This is a genomic window from Phenylobacterium sp., assembly GCF_036821595.1.
Lineage (GTDB): Bacteria > Pseudomonadota > Alphaproteobacteria > Caulobacterales > Caulobacteraceae > Phenylobacterium.
Window position 1 is genome coordinate 25,373 of the sequence record NZ_DAISJG010000027.1, and the last position, 16,231, is coordinate 41,603.

Annotated in this window: 19 protein-coding genes; 8 read left to right on the top strand and 11 right to left on the bottom strand. The window is 71.5% G+C overall.

Features of this window, described 5'->3' with window-relative positions:
* Positions 1–37: 37 nt before the first annotated feature.
* A complete protein-coding gene (locus V7Z97_RS12885; RefSeq protein ID WP_334163832.1) occupies positions 38–1,624 on the bottom strand; it encodes a glycine betaine ABC transporter substrate-binding protein in 1,587 nt (528 codons plus the stop codon).
* A complete protein-coding gene (locus tag V7Z97_RS12890) occupies positions 1,621–2,376 on the bottom strand; it encodes an ABC transporter ATP-binding protein (RefSeq protein ID WP_334163833.1) in 756 nt (251 codons plus the stop codon). The genes V7Z97_RS12885 and V7Z97_RS12890 overlap by 4 nt, the downstream gene beginning before the upstream one ends.
* 75 nt (positions 2,377–2,451) lie before the next feature.
* Here V7Z97_RS12890 and V7Z97_RS12895 point away from each other — a divergent pair, with 75 nt between their 5' ends.
* On the top strand, positions 2,452–2,967 hold the full coding sequence (locus tag V7Z97_RS12895; RefSeq protein WP_334163834.1) for a superoxide dismutase family protein: 516 nt from the start codon (positions 2,452–2,454) through the stop codon (positions 2,965–2,967).
* 89 nt (positions 2,968–3,056) lie between these two features.
* Here the strand turns inward: V7Z97_RS12895 and fliE are convergent, their stop codons facing one another.
* From fliE to flgB, 3 genes are read right to left on the bottom strand one after another with little or no spacing between them, the layout of a single operon-like run.
* Positions 3,057–3,371: a flagellar hook-basal body complex protein FliE gene (gene fliE, locus V7Z97_RS12900; protein ID WP_334163835.1), complete on the bottom strand. Its 315-nt coding sequence runs from the start codon at positions 3,369–3,371 to the stop codon at positions 3,057–3,059.
* An 11-nt stretch (positions 3,372–3,382) separates the two neighbouring features.
* Complete coding sequence (gene flgC / locus V7Z97_RS12905) at positions 3,383–3,802, bottom strand: flagellar basal body rod protein FlgC (protein WP_334163836.1); 420 nt, start codon at positions 3,800–3,802, stop codon at positions 3,383–3,385.
* A 14-nt stretch (positions 3,803–3,816) separates the two neighbouring features.
* Positions 3,817–4,233, bottom strand: a complete 417-nt coding sequence (gene flgB / locus V7Z97_RS12910; RefSeq protein WP_334163837.1) for a flagellar basal body rod protein FlgB — start codon at positions 4,231–4,233, stop codon at positions 3,817–3,819.
* A gap of 89 nt (positions 4,234–4,322) precedes the next feature.
* On the opposite strand from flgB, the gene V7Z97_RS12915 reads away from it, so the two are divergent.
* Positions 4,323–4,604 carry a hypothetical protein gene (locus V7Z97_RS12915; protein WP_334163838.1) on the top strand — a complete coding sequence of 94 codons (282 nt, stop codon included), beginning with the start codon at positions 4,323–4,325 and terminating at the stop codon, positions 4,602–4,604.
* Positions 4,604–5,401 carry a flagellar type III secretion system pore protein FliP gene (gene fliP, locus V7Z97_RS12920; protein ID WP_442958037.1) on the top strand — a complete coding sequence of 266 codons (798 nt, stop codon included), beginning with the start codon at positions 4,604–4,606 and terminating at the stop codon, positions 5,399–5,401. Before V7Z97_RS12915 ends, fliP begins: the two co-directional genes overlap by 1 nt.
* On the opposite strand, the gene V7Z97_RS12925 is transcribed toward fliP, so the two are convergent.
* The 5 genes from V7Z97_RS12925 to V7Z97_RS12945 are packed head-to-tail and all read right to left on the bottom strand — an operon-like array spanning position 5,398 to position 11,407.
* A complete protein-coding gene (locus V7Z97_RS12925; protein WP_334163839.1) occupies positions 5,398–8,340 on the bottom strand; it encodes an endoglucanase in 2,943 nt (980 codons plus the stop codon). The two genes, fliP and V7Z97_RS12925, sit on opposite strands and share 4 nt — an antisense overlap.
* Positions 8,341–8,344: 4 nt before the next feature.
* Complete coding sequence (locus V7Z97_RS12930; RefSeq protein ID WP_334163840.1) at positions 8,345–9,199, bottom strand: MotE family protein; 855 nt, start codon at positions 9,197–9,199, stop codon at positions 8,345–8,347.
* Positions 9,196–9,696, bottom strand: a complete 501-nt coding sequence (locus tag V7Z97_RS12935; RefSeq protein WP_334163841.1) for a DUF6468 domain-containing protein — start codon at positions 9,694–9,696, stop codon at positions 9,196–9,198. The genes V7Z97_RS12930 and V7Z97_RS12935 overlap by 4 nt, the downstream gene beginning before the upstream one ends.
* A 3-nt stretch (positions 9,697–9,699) precedes the next feature.
* Positions 9,700–10,776, bottom strand: a complete 1,077-nt coding sequence (fliM, locus tag V7Z97_RS12940; protein ID WP_334163842.1) for a flagellar motor switch protein FliM — start codon at positions 10,774–10,776, stop codon at positions 9,700–9,702.
* 34 nt (positions 10,777–10,810) lie between these two features.
* Positions 10,811–11,407, bottom strand: a complete 597-nt coding sequence (locus V7Z97_RS12945; protein ID WP_334163843.1) for a flagellar basal body-associated FliL family protein — start codon at positions 11,405–11,407, stop codon at positions 10,811–10,813.
* 217 nt (positions 11,408–11,624) lie between these two features.
* On the opposite strand from V7Z97_RS12945, the gene flgF reads away from it, so the two are divergent.
* The 5 genes from flgF (at position 11,625) to V7Z97_RS12970 (ending at position 15,207) form a co-directional block, all read left to right on the top strand.
* Positions 11,625–12,362, top strand: a complete 738-nt coding sequence (gene flgF / locus V7Z97_RS12950) for a flagellar basal-body rod protein FlgF (protein ID WP_334163844.1) — start codon at positions 11,625–11,627, stop codon at positions 12,360–12,362.
* Between the two features lie 13 nt (positions 12,363–12,375).
* Positions 12,376–13,164, top strand: coding sequence for a flagellar basal-body rod protein FlgG (flgG, locus tag V7Z97_RS12955; RefSeq protein ID WP_334163845.1), 789 nt, complete (start codon positions 12,376–12,378; stop codon positions 13,162–13,164).
* Positions 13,165–13,168: 4 nt separating this feature from the next.
* Positions 13,169–13,906, top strand: a complete 738-nt coding sequence (flgA, locus tag V7Z97_RS12960; RefSeq protein WP_334163846.1) for a flagellar basal body P-ring formation chaperone FlgA — start codon at positions 13,169–13,171, stop codon at positions 13,904–13,906.
* A 15-nt stretch (positions 13,907–13,921) separates the two neighbouring features.
* Positions 13,922–14,656 carry a flagellar basal body L-ring protein FlgH gene (gene flgH / locus V7Z97_RS12965; RefSeq protein WP_334163847.1) on the top strand — a complete coding sequence of 245 codons (735 nt, stop codon included), beginning with the start codon at positions 13,922–13,924 and terminating at the stop codon, positions 14,654–14,656.
* 89 nt (positions 14,657–14,745) lie between these two features.
* Positions 14,746–15,207, top strand: a complete 462-nt coding sequence (locus V7Z97_RS12970) for a hypothetical protein (protein ID WP_334163848.1) — start codon at positions 14,746–14,748, stop codon at positions 15,205–15,207.
* Here the strand turns inward: V7Z97_RS12970 and V7Z97_RS12975 are convergent.
* Positions 15,204–16,231, bottom strand: a 1,028-nt coding sequence (locus V7Z97_RS12975) for a transketolase C-terminal domain-containing protein (RefSeq protein WP_334163849.1), incomplete at its 5' end; no start/stop codon positions are given. The genes V7Z97_RS12970 and V7Z97_RS12975 overlap by 4 nt on opposite strands.

Genomic DNA, 16,231 nt, shown 5'->3' on the forward strand with positions numbered 1-16,231 from the left:
CAGGCCGCCTCCCCCGTTTGAGGGAGGGGGCTCGCGCCTAGCGCGGCGGCGGCCCGGAGAGGGCGGCGGGAGATCCGGTCGCCAGCGTGGCCGCCAGCGCCTGCGCCGCCTCGGCCGGGGTCGCCTTCCGATCGTCGCGGTCGACGCTGTAGTTGGCGGCGCGCATGGCCTCGACGGAGATGGCGCCGACCAGCGGGCGCAGGGCGGCGAGCAGGCGGGCGTCGCCCGCGCGCTTCGGCGACACCAGGATCACGGCGTCGTAGGGCGGGATGGCTCCCTTGGGATCCGCGAGCGTCACCAGACCGTCGGCGGCGATCCGCCCGTCGGAGGAAAAGGCGCTGATCACGTCGGCTTCGCCGCCCGCCAGCGCACGGTACATGAAGGTGGGCTGGTAGGAGCGCTCCGCCCGGAAGCTGAGGCCGTAGGCGGCGTCCACCGCCTTCCATTCCGGGCGCGAGAGGAACTCCAGGTCCGAGCCCAGGGTAAGGCTGGGCGCCTGCCGGGCGAGATCGGCGATCGAGGCGATCCCCAGCGCCTTGGCGCGGTCCCCCCTCATGGCGAAGGCGTAGGCGTTCTCGAAACCCAGGGAGCCCAGGACGAGGACGCCGTCGCGGCGCCTCAGCTCGGCGGTGAGCTGGTCCAGCACCGCCTGGCGGCCGGGGTTGTCGGCGCGGCCGAGGGCGTTGGTCCATAGCGTGCCGGAGTAGTCGACGTAGACGTCGAGCTCGCCCGCGGCGAGGGCGGAGTAGGCGATGGAGGAGCCGAGGTTCTCCCGGCGGCTGACCTCGGCGCCCGCGCGCTCCAGCCGGCCGGCGATCAGCTCGGCCAGGATGTACTGCTCGGAGAAGTTCTTGGCGCCCACCACATAGGCCGCGGGGCGGCCGAAGCTCATCAGCGGGGCGAGCGCCAGGGCGGTGCCGGCGACGAGGCCGGCGAGGCCGAGGAGCGCCAGGAGCCGGCTGCGCCTGCGGGCGGCGGCCTCCAGCAGGCCCAGGAGCTGGTCGGCGGCAAGGGCGAGGCCCGCCGAAGCCGCGCAGCCGAACAGGACGAAGACCCAGTTCTCGGTCTGGAGCCCGGCGAAGATGTAGTTGCCGAGGCTGGTCTGGCCGACCGGCGTGGAGAGGGTCGCGGCCCCGATCGTCCAGACCGCGGCGGTCCGCACGCCCGCCATGATCACCGGGGCGGCCAGCGGCAGCTCGACCTGCAGGAGCTTCTGGCGCGACGTCATGCCGACGCCGTCGGCGGCCTCGCGCACGGCCGGGTCGACGCCCAGGATGCCGGCCGCCCCGTTCCGCAGGATCGGCAGCATGGAATAGAGCGTCAGCGCCAGCAGCGAGGGCAGGAAGCCGAGCGCCGAGAACCCGTGGCCGAAGACGGAGGCGCTGAGGACGGAGAGCGCCAGCAGCAGGGGGTAGAAGAGCGCCAGCAGCGCCAGGCTCGGGATGGTCTGGACGAGGCTGGCCAGGGCCAGGACTGGCCAGCGCAGGCGCGGGCTTCGGGCTGCGCCGATGGCCAGCGGCAGGCTGACCGCGAGGCCCAGGACGAGGGCGCTGGCCGACAGCAGGACGTGCCAGGCGAGATACTCCGGCAGGAGGGCGAAGGCCTGCGCGACCGGGCCGCTCATGGCGTGAGCCTCGCCGCCAGCCGTTCGGCCTGCCGCTTCGGCGCCTCCAGCAGGGCGCGGACATCGGGATCGGTCGCGTGGGCGAGGAGGTCGGCGGGAGCCCCGTCGGCGGCGATCCGGCCGGCCTTCAGGACGACGATGCGGTCGGCGAGCAGCACCGCCTCGGCCATGTCGTGGGTGACCATGACGGTGGTCAGGCCCAGCCGGTCGTGCAGGGCGCGGACGTCAGCGCCGAGCGCGTCGCGGGTCAGCGGGTCCAGCGCCCCGAATGGCTCGTCCATCAGGAGGATGGCGGGCTCGGCGGCGAGCGCCCGGGCGACGCCGACCCGCTGCCGCTGTCCGCCCGAAAGCGCGTCGGGGGTGCGGGCGGCCATGTCCCTGGGCAGGGCCACGAGGTCGAGGAGCTCGGCCACGCGCGCCTCGGCGCGGGCGCGGTCCCAGCCCAGCAGGCGCGGCGTGACGGCGATATTCTCGGCGACCGTGAGGTGCGGGAAGAGGCCCACCTCCTGGAAGACATAGCCGATCCGGCGGCGAAGGAGGTGGGGCGCGACCGCCGCGGCGTCCTCGCCCTGCACCCGTACGCGGCCGGCGTCGGGCGCGACCAGGCGGTTGATGGTCTTGAGCAGGGTGGTCTTGCCGGAGCCGGAACCGCCGACCAGGGCCGCGAATTCCCCTTCCTGCACGGAAAGGGTGACGCCGCTGAGCGCCTCGGCGGCGCCGTAGCGCTTGCCCACGTCCAGAAGCTCGATCACCGGCGCCGCCATGGCAAAGGCCTAGCACGTGCTGGTAGGAACTGCCCTCCCCCTGTGACGCGTAAGGAGAAGACCATGACCATCGCCAAGCTCCCCCTCGCCGCCGCCGCCGCGGCCCTGCTCCTGGGAACCGCCGTGCAGGCGCAGGACAAGCCGCAGCCGACCACGGCGGAGCTGAAGAACGGCGCCGGCGAGGCGATCGGCAAGGTGACGCTCACGCCCGCGCCCAAGGGTGTGCTGATGCGCGTGGAGGCCAAGGGGCTGACGCCGGGCTGGCACGGCCTGCACTTCCACGAGAAGGCCGACTGCTCGAAGAGCGACTTCACCTCGGCCGGCGGCCACACCCACGGCGGCGGCGACCGCGTCCATGGGCTCCTGAACCCCAAGGCCAACGAGACCGGGGACCTGCCGAACCTCTACGTCGACGCCCATGGCGTCGGCGCCACGGAGGTGTTTTCCAGCCTGACGACGCTCGAGAAGCTGAAGGACGCGGACGGCTCGGCCGTGCTGATCCACGCGGGTCCCGACGACCACATGACGCAGCCGATCGGCGGCGCCGGCGCCCGGGTGGCCTGCGCCGCGGTGAAGTGACCGCGCAGCGGATCAACCCGGCGTAGGCCGGGATCCATTCTGAGGCTCAGCCTGGATCCCCGCTTGCGCTGGGATGAGTCGCTTCGCGCTCAGATCGGCATCCGCATGATTTCCTGGTAGGCGCTGATCACCTGGTCGCGGACCGCCATCACGGTCTCGAGGCTGGCCTCGGCGGCGGAGATGGCGGTGACCACGTCCACGAGTTCGGCGCGGCCGGCGACCTGGGCGGCCATCTGGGTCTCGGCGTGCTTGGAGGCCGAGATGGCGTCGGTCATCGCCGATTTCAGCAGGTCGGCGAAGCCGCCGCCGACGCCGGCCACGTCGCCGCCGCCCATGCCCGGCTCGATGCCGGCGGTCTTCTGGGTGGCCGCATAGGCCTTGGCGGCGGCAAGGGCGTTGATCACGGCCTAGGCTCCTACTTCTTCAGGAGGTCGAGGGTGCGCATCTCCATGGCGCGCGCCGTCTCGATGATGTTGAGGTTGGCTTCGTAGGCGCGCTGCGCCTCCTTCATGTCGAGCGCCTCGACCATGGTGTCGACGTTGGGCAGCTTCACGTAGCCGGCCGCGTCGGCGCCCGGGGCGCCCGGGTCGTATTCGGTCTTGAAGGGCTTCTGGTCGGGCTGCACGCCGGTCATCCGCACGCCCTGGGCGCCGGAGACCCGGGTGGGCTCGAAGATGGGCGCCTGGCGCCGATAGGGGTCGCCGCCCGCCACCCGCGAGGTGGAGTTGGCGTTGGCCAGGTTCTCGGCGATGACCCGCATGCGCGCCTGCTGGGCCCGCATGGCCGAGGCTGCGACCGCCTGGGCGACGCCGGACAGGGATCTGGGATCGGCCATCGTCTACTCCCGACTTAGCGGCCCGGGGCCCTGGCGGCCATCCGGAGCAGGTTCATGGACTTCTGGTAGAAGCCGATGGCGGCGTCGTAGCTCATCCGCGACTCGCTCATCTTCAGCATCTCCTCCTCGAGGGACACGGCGTTCCCGTCGAGGGTGGTCTCGGTGATCTCGGCACGGGTGGTCTTGACGCCGGAGGCGGCCCCGCGCTTGGCGCTCGGCGACACCATGTGTCCCGCGTGCGTCACCGCCTGCACGCCGGCGGCCCGGTTGGCCTGCACCTCGGCATGGAAGGTGAAGGGCTTGAGGTCCTTCGGCGCGAATCCCGGGGTGTCGGAATTGGCCACGTTCTGGGCGATCACCTTCTGCCGTTCCGACAGGTAACCCATGCGGCTGCGCAGCAGCGAGAACAGGGGGATATCGGCCAGATCCATGCCGAACATGGTGAATAAACAGGGTTAATCACCGATTAAGGGATTCAGCCCCGAATGCCCCTCAGAACCCTCTAAGTGGCAGAAGCTGCATGGATTTTCCCGCCCTCCTCCGGGCCGTCTTCGCCCTGGCGCTCACGCTCGGACTGATCGGTCTGGGCGCGGTGGCGCTGCGCCGTTTCGGCCCCGACGCGCTGGCCAGGCTCACCCGGCCCGCCAAGCGGGAGCGGCGCCTGACCGTCACCGAGAGCCTGGTGCTCGATCCCACGCGCCGGCTGGTGCTGGTCTCCTGCGACGGCCAGGAGATGCTGCTGCTGCTTGGCGAGGGCCGGGTGCTGGCCGAGGGCGTGCCCGCCCCGAAGGATCCCGCCTGATGCGCGAGCTCTGGAAGGCTATCCGCGGCCTCCCCGCGGAGGACTGGCGGCGGGCGGCGATTCTCTCCGTGCTCATCACGCTCGGCTTCATGATCTTCCCGGCGGCGGCGGCCGCCCAGGCGGTGAACATCGACCTCGGCACCGGCGCGGGCCTCACCGAGCGCGTCGTTCAGCTGATCGGCCTGCTGACCGTGCTGTCGCTGGCGCCGTCGATCGTGATCATGACCACCTCCTTCGTGCGGATCGTGGTGGTGCTCTCCCTGTTGCGCACGGCGCTCGGCCTGCAGCAGAGCCCGCCCAACGCGGTGATCATCTCGCTGGCCCTGTTCCTGACGGCGATCGTCATGGGCCCGACGCTGGAGCGCTCCTACGAGGAGGGGATCAAGCCGCTGCTCGACCAGCAGATCGAGCTGCCGCAGGCCTTCGACGCGGCCGGGGGGCCGGTGAAGACCTTCATGCTCAGCCAGGTGGACCGCGACGACCTCGCGCTCTTCGTGCGGCTCTCCAACATTCCCCGTCCCGCCACCGTCCAGGACACCCCCATCCGGGTGGTGACGCCGGCCTTCATGATCAGCGAGCTGAAGCGGGCCTTCGAGATCGGCTTCCTGCTCTTCGTGCCCTTCCTGGTCATCGACCTGGTGGTGGCGAGCGTGCTGATGAGCATGGGCATGATGATGCTGCCGCCGGTGGTGGTCAGCCTGCCGTTCAAGCTGATCTTCTTCGTCCTGGTGGACGGCTGGCGGCTGGTCTGCGGCAGCCTGGTCGAGAGCTTCCAGAAGGGGGCCGGGGCCGGCTAGCCCTTGGCGGGCGCCGTCTTCGGGGGATCGGCGGCGGCCTGTTTGGCGGCCGCCGGCGCGGCGGCGGGCTTGCCGCCCGTGGGGCCCGGCCTGGTGCGGAAGCGGACCTTCATCTTGGAGACCCAGCCGGCGAAGGCCTCGTTGTCGGCGGTCACCCGGCCGAAGTCGGCGGCGCTGACCCGGCCGGTCGGCAGGCCGGTGAGCGCCACGCGCAGGGCTTCGGGATTGTGCGCCTGCTCGTAGAAGCCGTTGTACTGGCCCTCCAGCCGCGCGAGCGACGCCTCGTCGCCGGCCAGGCTGTAGGCGACGCCGGCGCGGAGCAGCTTGCCTTCCTCTTCGCTGGAGAGAGGATCGGGCCGCTTCCAGCGGTCGCCCAGAGCCCGCTCGAACAGCGGACCGGCGGCGGCCCAGTTCTTCTGCTTCCAGGTGATCTCGGCGCGCAGCTCGTCGGCCTCACGGGACTTGTCGCGCTCGATGATCTCCAGGGCGGCGTCGTAGCGGCCGACGCCGGTCCAGGCCCGGGCCTCGATCAGCCGCCGCTCGAGCATCATGGCCGACGGCAGCAGGGTGGTGCGCGAGGAGTTGATCGCCTGCAGCGCCTGCTCGGGCTTGCGGTCCATCAGGTAGATCACCGCCAGGTCGGTGGCGACCTGGGCGCGCGGCACACCGTCGAGACGGTTGTCGGCCTGATACTTCAGGAGGTCGGCGGCCTGGGTGAGCAGGTCCACGTCCACCAGCCGCCGGACCAGCTTGCGCACCATCAGGTCGCCGTCGGCGCCGATGGGGGTCAGCTCCTTGAAATCGTAGAACAGGGCCAGCGCCTGGATCGGCTCCAGCCCGTCGGCCAGACCATCGAGGAACAGCCCGCGGAAGGCGGCGGAGAGGTCGGCCTGCAGCTGCAGCGCCTCGGGCAGGTCCGGCAGGCGCATGCCGGCCGAGCGCAGCGCCTCCAGCGCCTCGCGGTAGCGGCCCTGGCTGAGGTAGAGCTGCCCGAGCGCGCGAATGGTCTCCAGCTCGGTGGCGTCGCCGCGCCAGCGGTAGCGCAGACCGTCGAACGTCTGGGCGGCCTGGACCGGCGTGATCCGGCCGGTCTCGAGCTGGATCTGGGTGGCGCGCAACAGGGCCGGCGAGGAAAGCTTCTCCAGCGGCGCGCGGGTGATCGCCTGGTAGATGCGCAGCGCCCGGTCCTTCCCGCCCTGCAACTCCACGACCCGGGCCTGTACGAGGCGGGTCTCCAGCTCCTCCAGCGGATCCGTGCGGTCGGCGAGCGCCAGCCTGATGCGCGACTCGGCGCCGACGAGGTCGCCGAGCGCGAGCGCCGCCTGGGCGTCGCTGCGGGCGAAGCGCGCCTTCCAGAGCGGCGAGAACTGGGCGAAGGCCTCGACGCCCCTGGCGAACTGGGTCCGGGTCTCGGGCCAGTGGGCCTGCTGGGCGGCGATGTAGCTGCGCCAGAGCGCGGCGGAGGGATCCTCCGACAGCACCGGCGCGGAGAAGTCGGCCTCGGCCTCCTTGTAGCGTCGGGCCATGACGCGGGCCATGCCGCGCAGGCCGCGGAACTCCGGGTCGTCGAACAGCTCGGGATGGCGGCGCGCCGCGGCGTTGAGCACGCCGATCGCCTCGAAGGACAGCTCCGAGCCCACCAGGAAGCGCGCGAGCGCCATCTGGGCGGCGACTGGCGAGCCCTTCTCCCGGCTGGCCGCCTCCTCGGTGGCGGCCGTGAAGAGGGTGTTGTAGCGGGCCAGGAAGCCGCTCTCGCCGACCTTGCCCCAGTCCGGGTCGATAAGGCCCGGCATGGCGGCCCGGCGGGGGACGCCCAGGGCCTCCGACTCGCGCTCCTGTCCGGCCCAGGCGGGCGACAGGGTGAGCCCCCGCTCGCGGGCGATGCGAACGATGTCGTTCTCCCGGGAGACCTGCAGGTCCTCCACGAAGCTCTCGACCGCCAGGCCCTGCACCGACGGCAGTATGGCCATCTGCACGTAGTCCCGGCGGGACGGCAGGCCCTTGGCCGGCCCGAGCGCGGTGACCACCGTGACCTCGTCGCCCGCGCCGGGATCCGGCATGCGGATCACCCGCGTGGCTCCGGCCACGGGCGCCTTCAGGATCGGTGGCCCGTCGGTGGCGTCGCGGCTGACGCGGACGATCGACGGCTGACCCTGGTCGCCCGGACCGAAGGCGATGATCCAGGAATTGCCCTGGGCGGTGGCGAACAGCGGCACGCCCTTGGCCGCGTCGATGCGCACGGCCGAGTAGTCGGCGCCGCGGAAGGTCTCCAGGGCCGAGAAATGCCTCACGCCCTTCGGCGCCTTGGAGACATCGAGCTTCGCCGAGGCGTCGAACACCACCCAGACGGTGTCGCCCCGCCGGAAGACCGCAGCGCCGGCCGGATTGGCCCAGGTGAAGGTGAGCAGCGTCTGGCTGTTCACCACCTTGGCGTCCATGGCCACGACGCCGCTGGCCGGGACGGGGTTGGCGCGCGGCGGCTCCGGCTCCACGGCCCAGTCGACGGGCTTCTCGGGCTCGGGCGGCGGCGCGGGCTTCTCGAAGACGTTGACGTAGGTGGCGCCGTCCGCCGCGCCCACCTTGGCGTCGGCGTCGTCGGCAAGGATCAGGGTGAGCTCGAGCTTGCCGCCGACGCGGCGCTTCTCGGCCCCGGCCAGCCAGCGCGGCGGCGAGGTGCGCAGGCGCGCGATGTCGGGATCGGCGTCGCGGCTGAAGGTGACGATCAGCTTCTGGCCGTCGCGGCGCGTGGTGGCCCGCGCCCCGCCGGCCCAGTGGAATTCGATGCGCGAGAACTCGGACGCCTGGGCCACGCGCACGTCGAGGGGACCGCGCGCGGCCGTCTTCGGCCCCGGCTCCGGAGCCGCCACGCCGGCGGGCGCGACGACGCCTGCGATGCAGACCGCCGCGACCCCGGAGCGGAGGGTCTGGCGCAGGCTCATCCGGTCAGCCGGCCTTGGCCGGCGGCGCGGCCGGGGCGGCGGGCGGCGCGGCCGCCTGGTTGGCGCCCGGCGCGGCCTTGCGCGGCGGCGCCGCGGCCGGACGGGCGGCGGGAGCCCCGGCCGGGCCGGCCGCCTGGTTGGCGGTGGCCGCGGCGTTGGCGGCCATGGCGCGGGCCTCGGTGAAGCGCTTGGCCATGGACTCGGTGAGCTTCTTGGCCTCGGCCGGCGGCATCTGGGCGAGGATCGCCGACAGCGCGCGCTCCTTCATCTTGGCGGCGATCGGCAGGCGCACGGCGTCGTCCAGATTGACCATGCGCGGGGCGGCGTCCTTGGCCTTCATGCCCTCGAACACCTTCACCAGGCGGTCGATCTCGGCGGCCTCCTTGGCGTCGGCCTCGCTGAGCAGGCCACTGATCTCGCCCTTCAGGCCGTTGAGCGCCCGGACCTTCGCGTCGAGCTTGGCCTCGGCGGCGGCGAGCAGGGCGATCTGGGTCTCCAGATCGTTCTCGCGCTGGTCGAGCTGGCCGCGGCGTTGTCCGAGGCTCTGCAGGACCTGCAGCTCGGCCGGCGACAGGCCCGCCTGCTTGGCGAGTTCGGCGGCGGTCGGCGCGCAGATCGCCTGCGGCTTGATGTTGGCCGACGGCAGCGCCGGGAGCGCGGCGGCGGCGTCCTTGCCCTCGCCGGTCCTGGCCTTGTCGTCCGGCTTCTCGGACTTGCCGCCCTTCGTGGTCTCCTCGGCGAAGGCGCGGGCGCCGGACATCAGCTCGGGCAGGCCCTTGGCGCCGGCGAGCGCGTTCACGGCGAGGACGCCGCCCATGGCGACGCCCACCAGCGGCAGGATGCGGGGGATGCTCTTCATCGGCGGGCGCCCCGGACGGCGGTCAGCGCCAGGGGCTCGTCGTCGAACAGGTCGTCCTCGAACAGCGGCTTCGGACGGGCGATCGCCTGGCGGTCGGGCATGCGTTCGGGCCGCTGCCGCGCCTCGCGGGCCGCGGCCAGCAGGGCGCCAAGGCGGCGCTCCTGGGCGCGCTCGTCGTCCGGCTCCGGCTCGGGCAGGCGCCGCGCGCCGGCCTTCGGCGCCTGGTCGATCAGGCGCTCCAGCTTCTGGACCAGCTCACGGCCCTTGTGGATGCGGTCGCCCAACGCGTCGGTGGCCTCGTCGGTGGCGGCGCGCAGGTCGGCGAGGCCCTGCTCGGCGCGCTCGGCGGCGGCGTTCAGCTCGCGCACCGCGGTGGCGAACCCGTCATGGGAATCGCGAAGCGCCTGCAGGCGCTTGTTGAGCCGCCAGCCCATGGCCAGGGCCGCGCCCAGCAGGCAGGCCAGCAGCAGGTTCAGGCCGATGCCGATGATGCTCATGGTCTAGACCCTCTGGACGGCTTGCCGGGCGGTGGGCGGGAGAGGCGCCTCGACGCGGACGGCGATGTGGGAGTTGCGGCGGCCCATGCGGCCACGGGTGAGCGGAATGGCCCCGGCGCGAAGCTCGATCAGGCTGTCGGGCGTGGCGTTGAGCATGATGGTGTCACCGACCTTGAGGTCGAGGACCTGCCGGAGCGGGACCTCCTGCTCGTCGAGCACGGCGCGGACCTCCATGTTGGTGGTCCAGAGCTCGGTGGCGAGGTGGCTTTCCCAGATGTTGTCGCGGCCGAACTTCTCGCCCATGAACTGCTGCAGCAGCATCTTCCGGATGGGTTCAAGGGTGGCGTAGGGCAGCAGGAGCTCGATGCGCCCGCCGCGATCTTCCATGTCGATCCGGAGCTTCACCAGGATGGCGGCGTTGGCCGGCCGGGCGATGGCGGCGAAGCGGGGATTGGTCTCCAGCCGGTCGAGGGTGAAGGTCACCGGCGTCAGCGGCTCGAAGGCTTCCTTGGCGTCGGCCAGCACGACCTCCACCATCCGCTGGACGAGCACCCGCTCGATGGTCGTGTAGGGCCGCCCCTCGATCCGCATGGCCGCGGTGCCGCGCCGGCCGCCCAGCAGCACGTCGACGATCGAGTAGATCAGGTTCGAATCGACCGTCAGCAGGCCGTAGTTGTTGAGCTCCTCGGCCCGGAACACCGACAGGATGGCCGGCAGCGGAATCGAGTTCAGGTAGTCGCCGAAGCGGATGGACGAGATGTTGTCGAGGCTCACCTCGACGTTGTCGGAGGTGAAGTTCCGCAAGGAGGTGGTCATCAACCGCACCAGGCGGTCGAAGACGATCTCCAGCATCGGCAGGCGCTCGTAGGAGACCAGCGCCGAGTTGATGATCGCCCGGATGCCGGTGCGCTCGCCGCCCTCGTCGTCATTGAGGTCGAAGCCGAGCAGGCTGTCGATCTCGTCCTGGTTCAGGATGCGCTCGGACGATAGCGCGCCGTCCGCGCCGGGCGCGGCCGCGGCCTGGCCGCCCGCCCAGGCGGCCCCGGTTCCTTCGGCTTGGGATTCGTTGTCTTCGGACATTGGCGCTTGCGAACCGCCGCCCCCGGGAGGGGCGTCAGTTGATCAGCATCTCCTCGATCAGGACGGCGTTCGCCTTGGACGGTGCGATCACCAGATTCACCCGGCGCAGGATCTCCATGCGCAGCTGGTACGAACCCTGGCTGCCCTGCAGGTCCTCCGGGCGCAGCTCGCGCAGGAAGGTCTGGAACATGTCCTGGAGCCTCGGCATGTTCGGGTCGAGCTCCTCGACCACGTGGTCGTCGGGCAACTCGAGGGTGAGCTTCAGCTTCAGGAAGGTGGGCCGGCCCTCGGCGGTCTGCATGTTCACCACCACGTCGGGCATGGTGTAGAAGACCACGCCGTCGGGCCCCTCGCGCACCACGGCGCCGCCGGCCTCGCCTCCGGCATGGCCCTTCTCCTCCTTGCCCTTCTTCTCCTTCTTCTTGTCCTTCTTGCCGTGGTCGGCCGCGGCTTCCGCGTCGGGCTTCGGCTTGAGGAACATGAACGCGGCCGTGCCGCCGCCGCCCAGAACGACGAGGGCCGCGGCGCCGGCGATGATCAGCACCTTCAGCGGCGGCTTCTTCTTGCCGCCGCCTTCCTCGCCTTCGCCGCCCTCCCCTTCGGGGGCTTCCTTGACCTTGTCCTCGGCCACGCGCGCGTTCCTTAGAATCCTAGTCCCACACCCATGGCCCCGGTTTGGTTAAGAACCGGTTTTTAACAGACCTTAACGGCGCCAATTCCTACCCGGCAGAAAGCGCCGGGCGGTGGCCGTTAACCATTTTAACTGTTGGATTTCCTGAGGTTTTCGGCTGGCCCGAAGCTTGCAGCGGACAGGCGGCAAAAGTGTCGCGGAAGCCTGGCAGACCTTAATGGAAAACGCGCTCTACGTCGGATTGTCCCGCCAGATCGTGCTTCGGCGCGAGATGGACATCATCGCCAACAACATCGCCAACGCCGACACCGCCGGCTTCAAGGTCGAGTCGCTGATGACCCGGGCCGATCCGCAGGCCCCGGCCTTCACCCTGGGCGGTCCCAAGCCGGTGAAGTTCGTGGTCGCCGACGGCGTGGCCCGTGACTTCGCCCAGGGCGCGCTTCGCAAGACCGACGGGCCGTTCGACATGGCCATCGAGGGCCAGGGCTTCTTCCGGGTGCAGAGCGCCGAGGGCGAGCGGTTCACACGCGACGGCCGGTTCCGCACCGACGAGATCGGCCGCCTGACCACCCAGGGCGGCTCGCCCGTGCTGGACGAGGGCGGCGGCGAGATCACCGTCGATCCCGAGCTCGGCCCGGTCACCATCGCCCAGGACGGCACGATCAGCCAGGGCGGGGAGCGGATCGGCAAGGTCGCCGTGGTCGCCTTCGACGACCTGGCCGTGCTCGAGAAGCGCGGCGACAACCTCTACCAGAACACCTCCAACGCCCTCCCCCAGCCCGCCCTCGAGGCGAAGGTCCGCCAGGGGATGCTGGAGGGGTCGAACGTCCAGCCCATCGCGGAGATCACCCGGATGATCGAGGTGCAGCGCGCCTACGAGTCCATGGCCCGCATGATGGATTCCAATGCCGACCTGTCGCGCCGCACCGTCGAGCGCATGGGCCGGGTGAGCTAGGGAGTAGACGACGATGCAAGCGCTTCGCACCGCAGCCACGGGCATGTCGGCCCAGCAGCTGAACGTCGAGGTCATCTCGAACAACATCGCCAACATGAACACGGTGGCGTTCAAGCGTCAGCGCGCCGAGTTCCAGGACCTGCTCTATCAGACGCTCGAACAGCCCGGGGCGCAGTCCTCCGACCAGGGCACCATCGTGCCGACCGGCGTGCAGATCGGCGCGGGCGTGAAGGCCGGCTCGGTCTACCGGATCGCCACCCAGGGCTCGTTCACCCGCACCGACAACAAGTTCGACCTGGCCATCGACGGGCGGGGCTACTTCCAGGTGCTGCTGCCCTCCGGCGAGACGGCCTTCACCCGGGCCGGCAACCTGGCGATCAACGACCAGGGCCAGCTCGTCACCCAGAACGGCTACGCGGTCCAGCCGGGCATCACCATCCCGAACGACGCCACCGACGTCTCCATCTCCCTGTCGGGCCAGGTGCAGGTGACGCAGCCGGGCCAGGCGGAACAGGCCGTGGTCGGCAACCTCGAACTCGCCACCTTCATGAACGAGGGCGGCCTTTCGGCCCAGGGCGCGAACCTGCTGATGGAGACCGCCGCGTCCGGCCCGCCGATCACCGGCATTCCGGGCACCCAGGGGATCGGCCAGCTCATGCAGGGCTACACCGAAGCCTCGAACGTGGACGCGGTGTCCGAGATCACCGCCCTGATCGTCGCCCAGCGGGCCTACGAGATGAACTCCAAGGTCATCTCCACCGCCGACAACATGCTGGGCGTGGCCAACCAGGTGAAGTCGTAGAGCCATGAAGCGCATCCTCCCCGCCCTCTTCGCGGTCCTGCTCGCCACCCCGGCGTTCGCCGGCCAGCCGGTGACGCTGAAGGCCGACACCTCCGACGCAGACGGGATCGTCACCCTGGGGGACCTGTTCGAGGGCGCGGGCGCGGCGGGCAAGACGCCCGTGGCCGGCCGGGCCGGCGACAGCGTGCTGCTGGACGCCCGCATCGTGCAGGCGGTCGCCCGCCGCGCCGGCCTCGACTGGGCCAACGCCGAGGGGCTGAAGCGCATCGTCGTCCGCGGCCCGAACGCCGGCGGTGCGGCCCCGGCGGCCCGCGGCAACGTGGAGGTGCTGACCTACGCCCGCAGCCTCGCCGCGGGCGAGGTGGTGCAGCCGCAGGACCTGGTCTGGGCCAGGGCCGCCGCCGCCCCCGCCGACGCGCCGTCCGACGCCGAGCAGGTGATCGGCCTGGCCGCCCGCCGCCCGCTGCGGGCCGGGGCCGCCGTCTCCGGCCGCGACGTGGCCGCCGCCCAGGTGGTGAAGGTCGGCGAGCTGATCACCGTCACCTACGAGGACGCCGGCATCTCGCTGTCCCTGCAGGCGCGGGCGCTCTCCGCCGGCGCGGCCGGGGACCTGATCAACATCCAGAACACGCTTTCGAAGAAGACCGTCCAGGCCGTGGTCATCGGTCCGGGCCAGGCCGTGGTCGGCCCCGCCGCCGATCAGCTCAAGGCTGTCCGCTCCACCCGCTACGCGCTCCGCTAGAGGAAGCCTCCCGTCATGCGTCTCCGCACCCTCGCCCTCGCCGCCGCCTTGGTCCCGCTGGCCGCCTGCTCCACCGTGGTGGAATCGGTGAAGGGCCCCGAACTCGCCCCGGTCGGCTATCCCGCCGCCCTGGTGCCGCAGCACCAGGTGGTGCTGCCCGCGGTTCCCGCCCAGCCCGCGAGCGCCAACTCGCTGTGGCGGAGCGGGGCGCGCGCCTTCTTCATCGACCAGCGGGCGAACAGGGTCGGCGACATCCTGACCGTCAACATCGACATCGACGACAGCGCCAAGACCATCAATTCGAGCACCAGCACGCGGACCGCGGGCTCGACGCTCGGCACGCCGCACCTGCTCGGGCTGGAATCCAGCATCGGCCGGCTGCTGCCGCCCGGCACGCCCGCCATCGACCCCTCGGCCCTGATCGAGACCGGCTCCAAGAGCTCCAGCACGGGCAACGGGGCGGTGAACCGGGCCGAGAAGATCTCCCTGACCGTCGCCGCGGTGGTGAGCGCGGTGCTGCCCAACGGCAACCTGGTGATCCAGGGCACCCAGGAGGTGCGCACCAACTTCGAGGTCCGCCAGCTGACCGTCGCCGGCATCGTGCGGCCGGAGGATATCTCCAGCGCCAACACCATCCGCCACACCCAGATCGCCGAGGCGCGCATCAGCTACGCGGGCCGCGGCGACATCAGCCGCGTCCAGAAGACTCCGGCCGGCCAGTCGCTGGTGGAGCGCTTCTCGCCGTTCTGAGCCGCCGGCAAATAATTCCCGGCCTGTGACGGAAGTCACAGAACCGGTTGCGGCCATGTGACGTTCTTGCCTCCAGAAGGGGTCGTCACATGCGCCGCCGCGCCGCCTTGAGCTTCATCGTCGCCTGCACGCTCAGCGCCTGCGCGCACCAGCAGACGCCCGCCGCCCTTCCGGGGATGGCCTGGTCGCTGCACGAGGTGGAGGGCGAAGGCGCCAAGCTCGCGTTCGGCCAGCCGCAGAGCGACAACGTGGTCCTGATGCTGAGCTGCGCCCCCGGGTCCGGCGAGGTCCTGGTCTCCGCGAACGCGGGGCCGGACGCCCGGCCCGAGCTCGAACTCGCCTCGGGAAGCCGCAGCACCCGCTACCGCGCCGAGGTGGCGCCGAGCCTTGGCGAGGGCGTGCTCGTGGAGGCGATCGCCCCGGTCCGCGATCCGGTGCTCCAGCGCTTCGCCGACAGCGGCGACCTGGCCGTCGGCGTCAACGGCCGCCGCACCCCCGTCCCCGGCGACAAGGCCAAGGCGCGCCAGTTCCTGACGAGCTGCCGCGCCTAGGCCCGTCGGCCCTTGGCGGCGGCGTTGTCGATGCCGAGCGCGGCCAGGGCGCCGCGGACGATGCCTTCGGCGTCGAGACCCGCCTGGGCGTACATGGCCTCGGGCTTGTCCTGATCCTGGAAGATGTCGGGCAGCACCAGGGTGCGGACCTTCAGGCCGCGGTCGAGGCCGCCGTGCTCGGCGAGCGCCTGCAGGACGAAGGCGCCGAAGCCGCCCATGGCGCCTTCCTCGACGGTGATCAGGGCCTCGTGCTCGCGGGCGAGCCGGAGGATCAGGTCCACGTCCAGGGGCTTGGCGAAGCGGGCGTCGGCGACGGTGGCGGAAAGCCCCCGCGCGGCGAGCATGTCCGCCGCCTTCAGGCTCTCCGACAGGCGGGTGCCGAACGAAAGGATGGCGACGGCCGAGCCCTCGCGAACGATGCGGCCCTTGCCGATCTCCAGCGGCTCGGCCAGCTCGGGGATCACCGCGCCCGTGCCCTCGCCGCGCGGATAGCGGAAGGCCGAGGGACGGTCGTCGATAGCCACGGCGGTGGCGATGGCGTGGGCGAGCTCGGCCTCGTCGGACGGCGCCATCAGCACCATGCCGGGCAGGGCGCCCATGAAGCCCACGTCGAAGGCGCCTGCGTGGGTGGGCCCGTCGGCGCCGACCAGGCCGGCACGATCCATGGCGAAGCGCACCGGCAGGCGCTGGATGGCCACGTCGTGGACCACCTGGTCGTAGCCGCGTTGCAGGAAGGTGGAATAGATCGCGCAGAACGGCTTCATGCCGTCGGCCGCGAGTCCGGCGGCGAAGGTCACCGCGTGCTGCTCGGCGATGCCAACGTCGAAGGTGCGCTCGGGGAACCTCTGGCCGAACAGGTCGAGGCCGGTGCCCGAGGGCATGGCCGCGGTGATGGCGACGATCTTGGGGTCGCGCTCGGCCTGCTTCACCAGCTCCTGGGCGAACACCTTGGTGTAGCTCGGGGCGTGGGTCTGGCTCTTGGCCTGGGCGCCGGTGACCACGTCGAACTTGACCACGCCGTGGT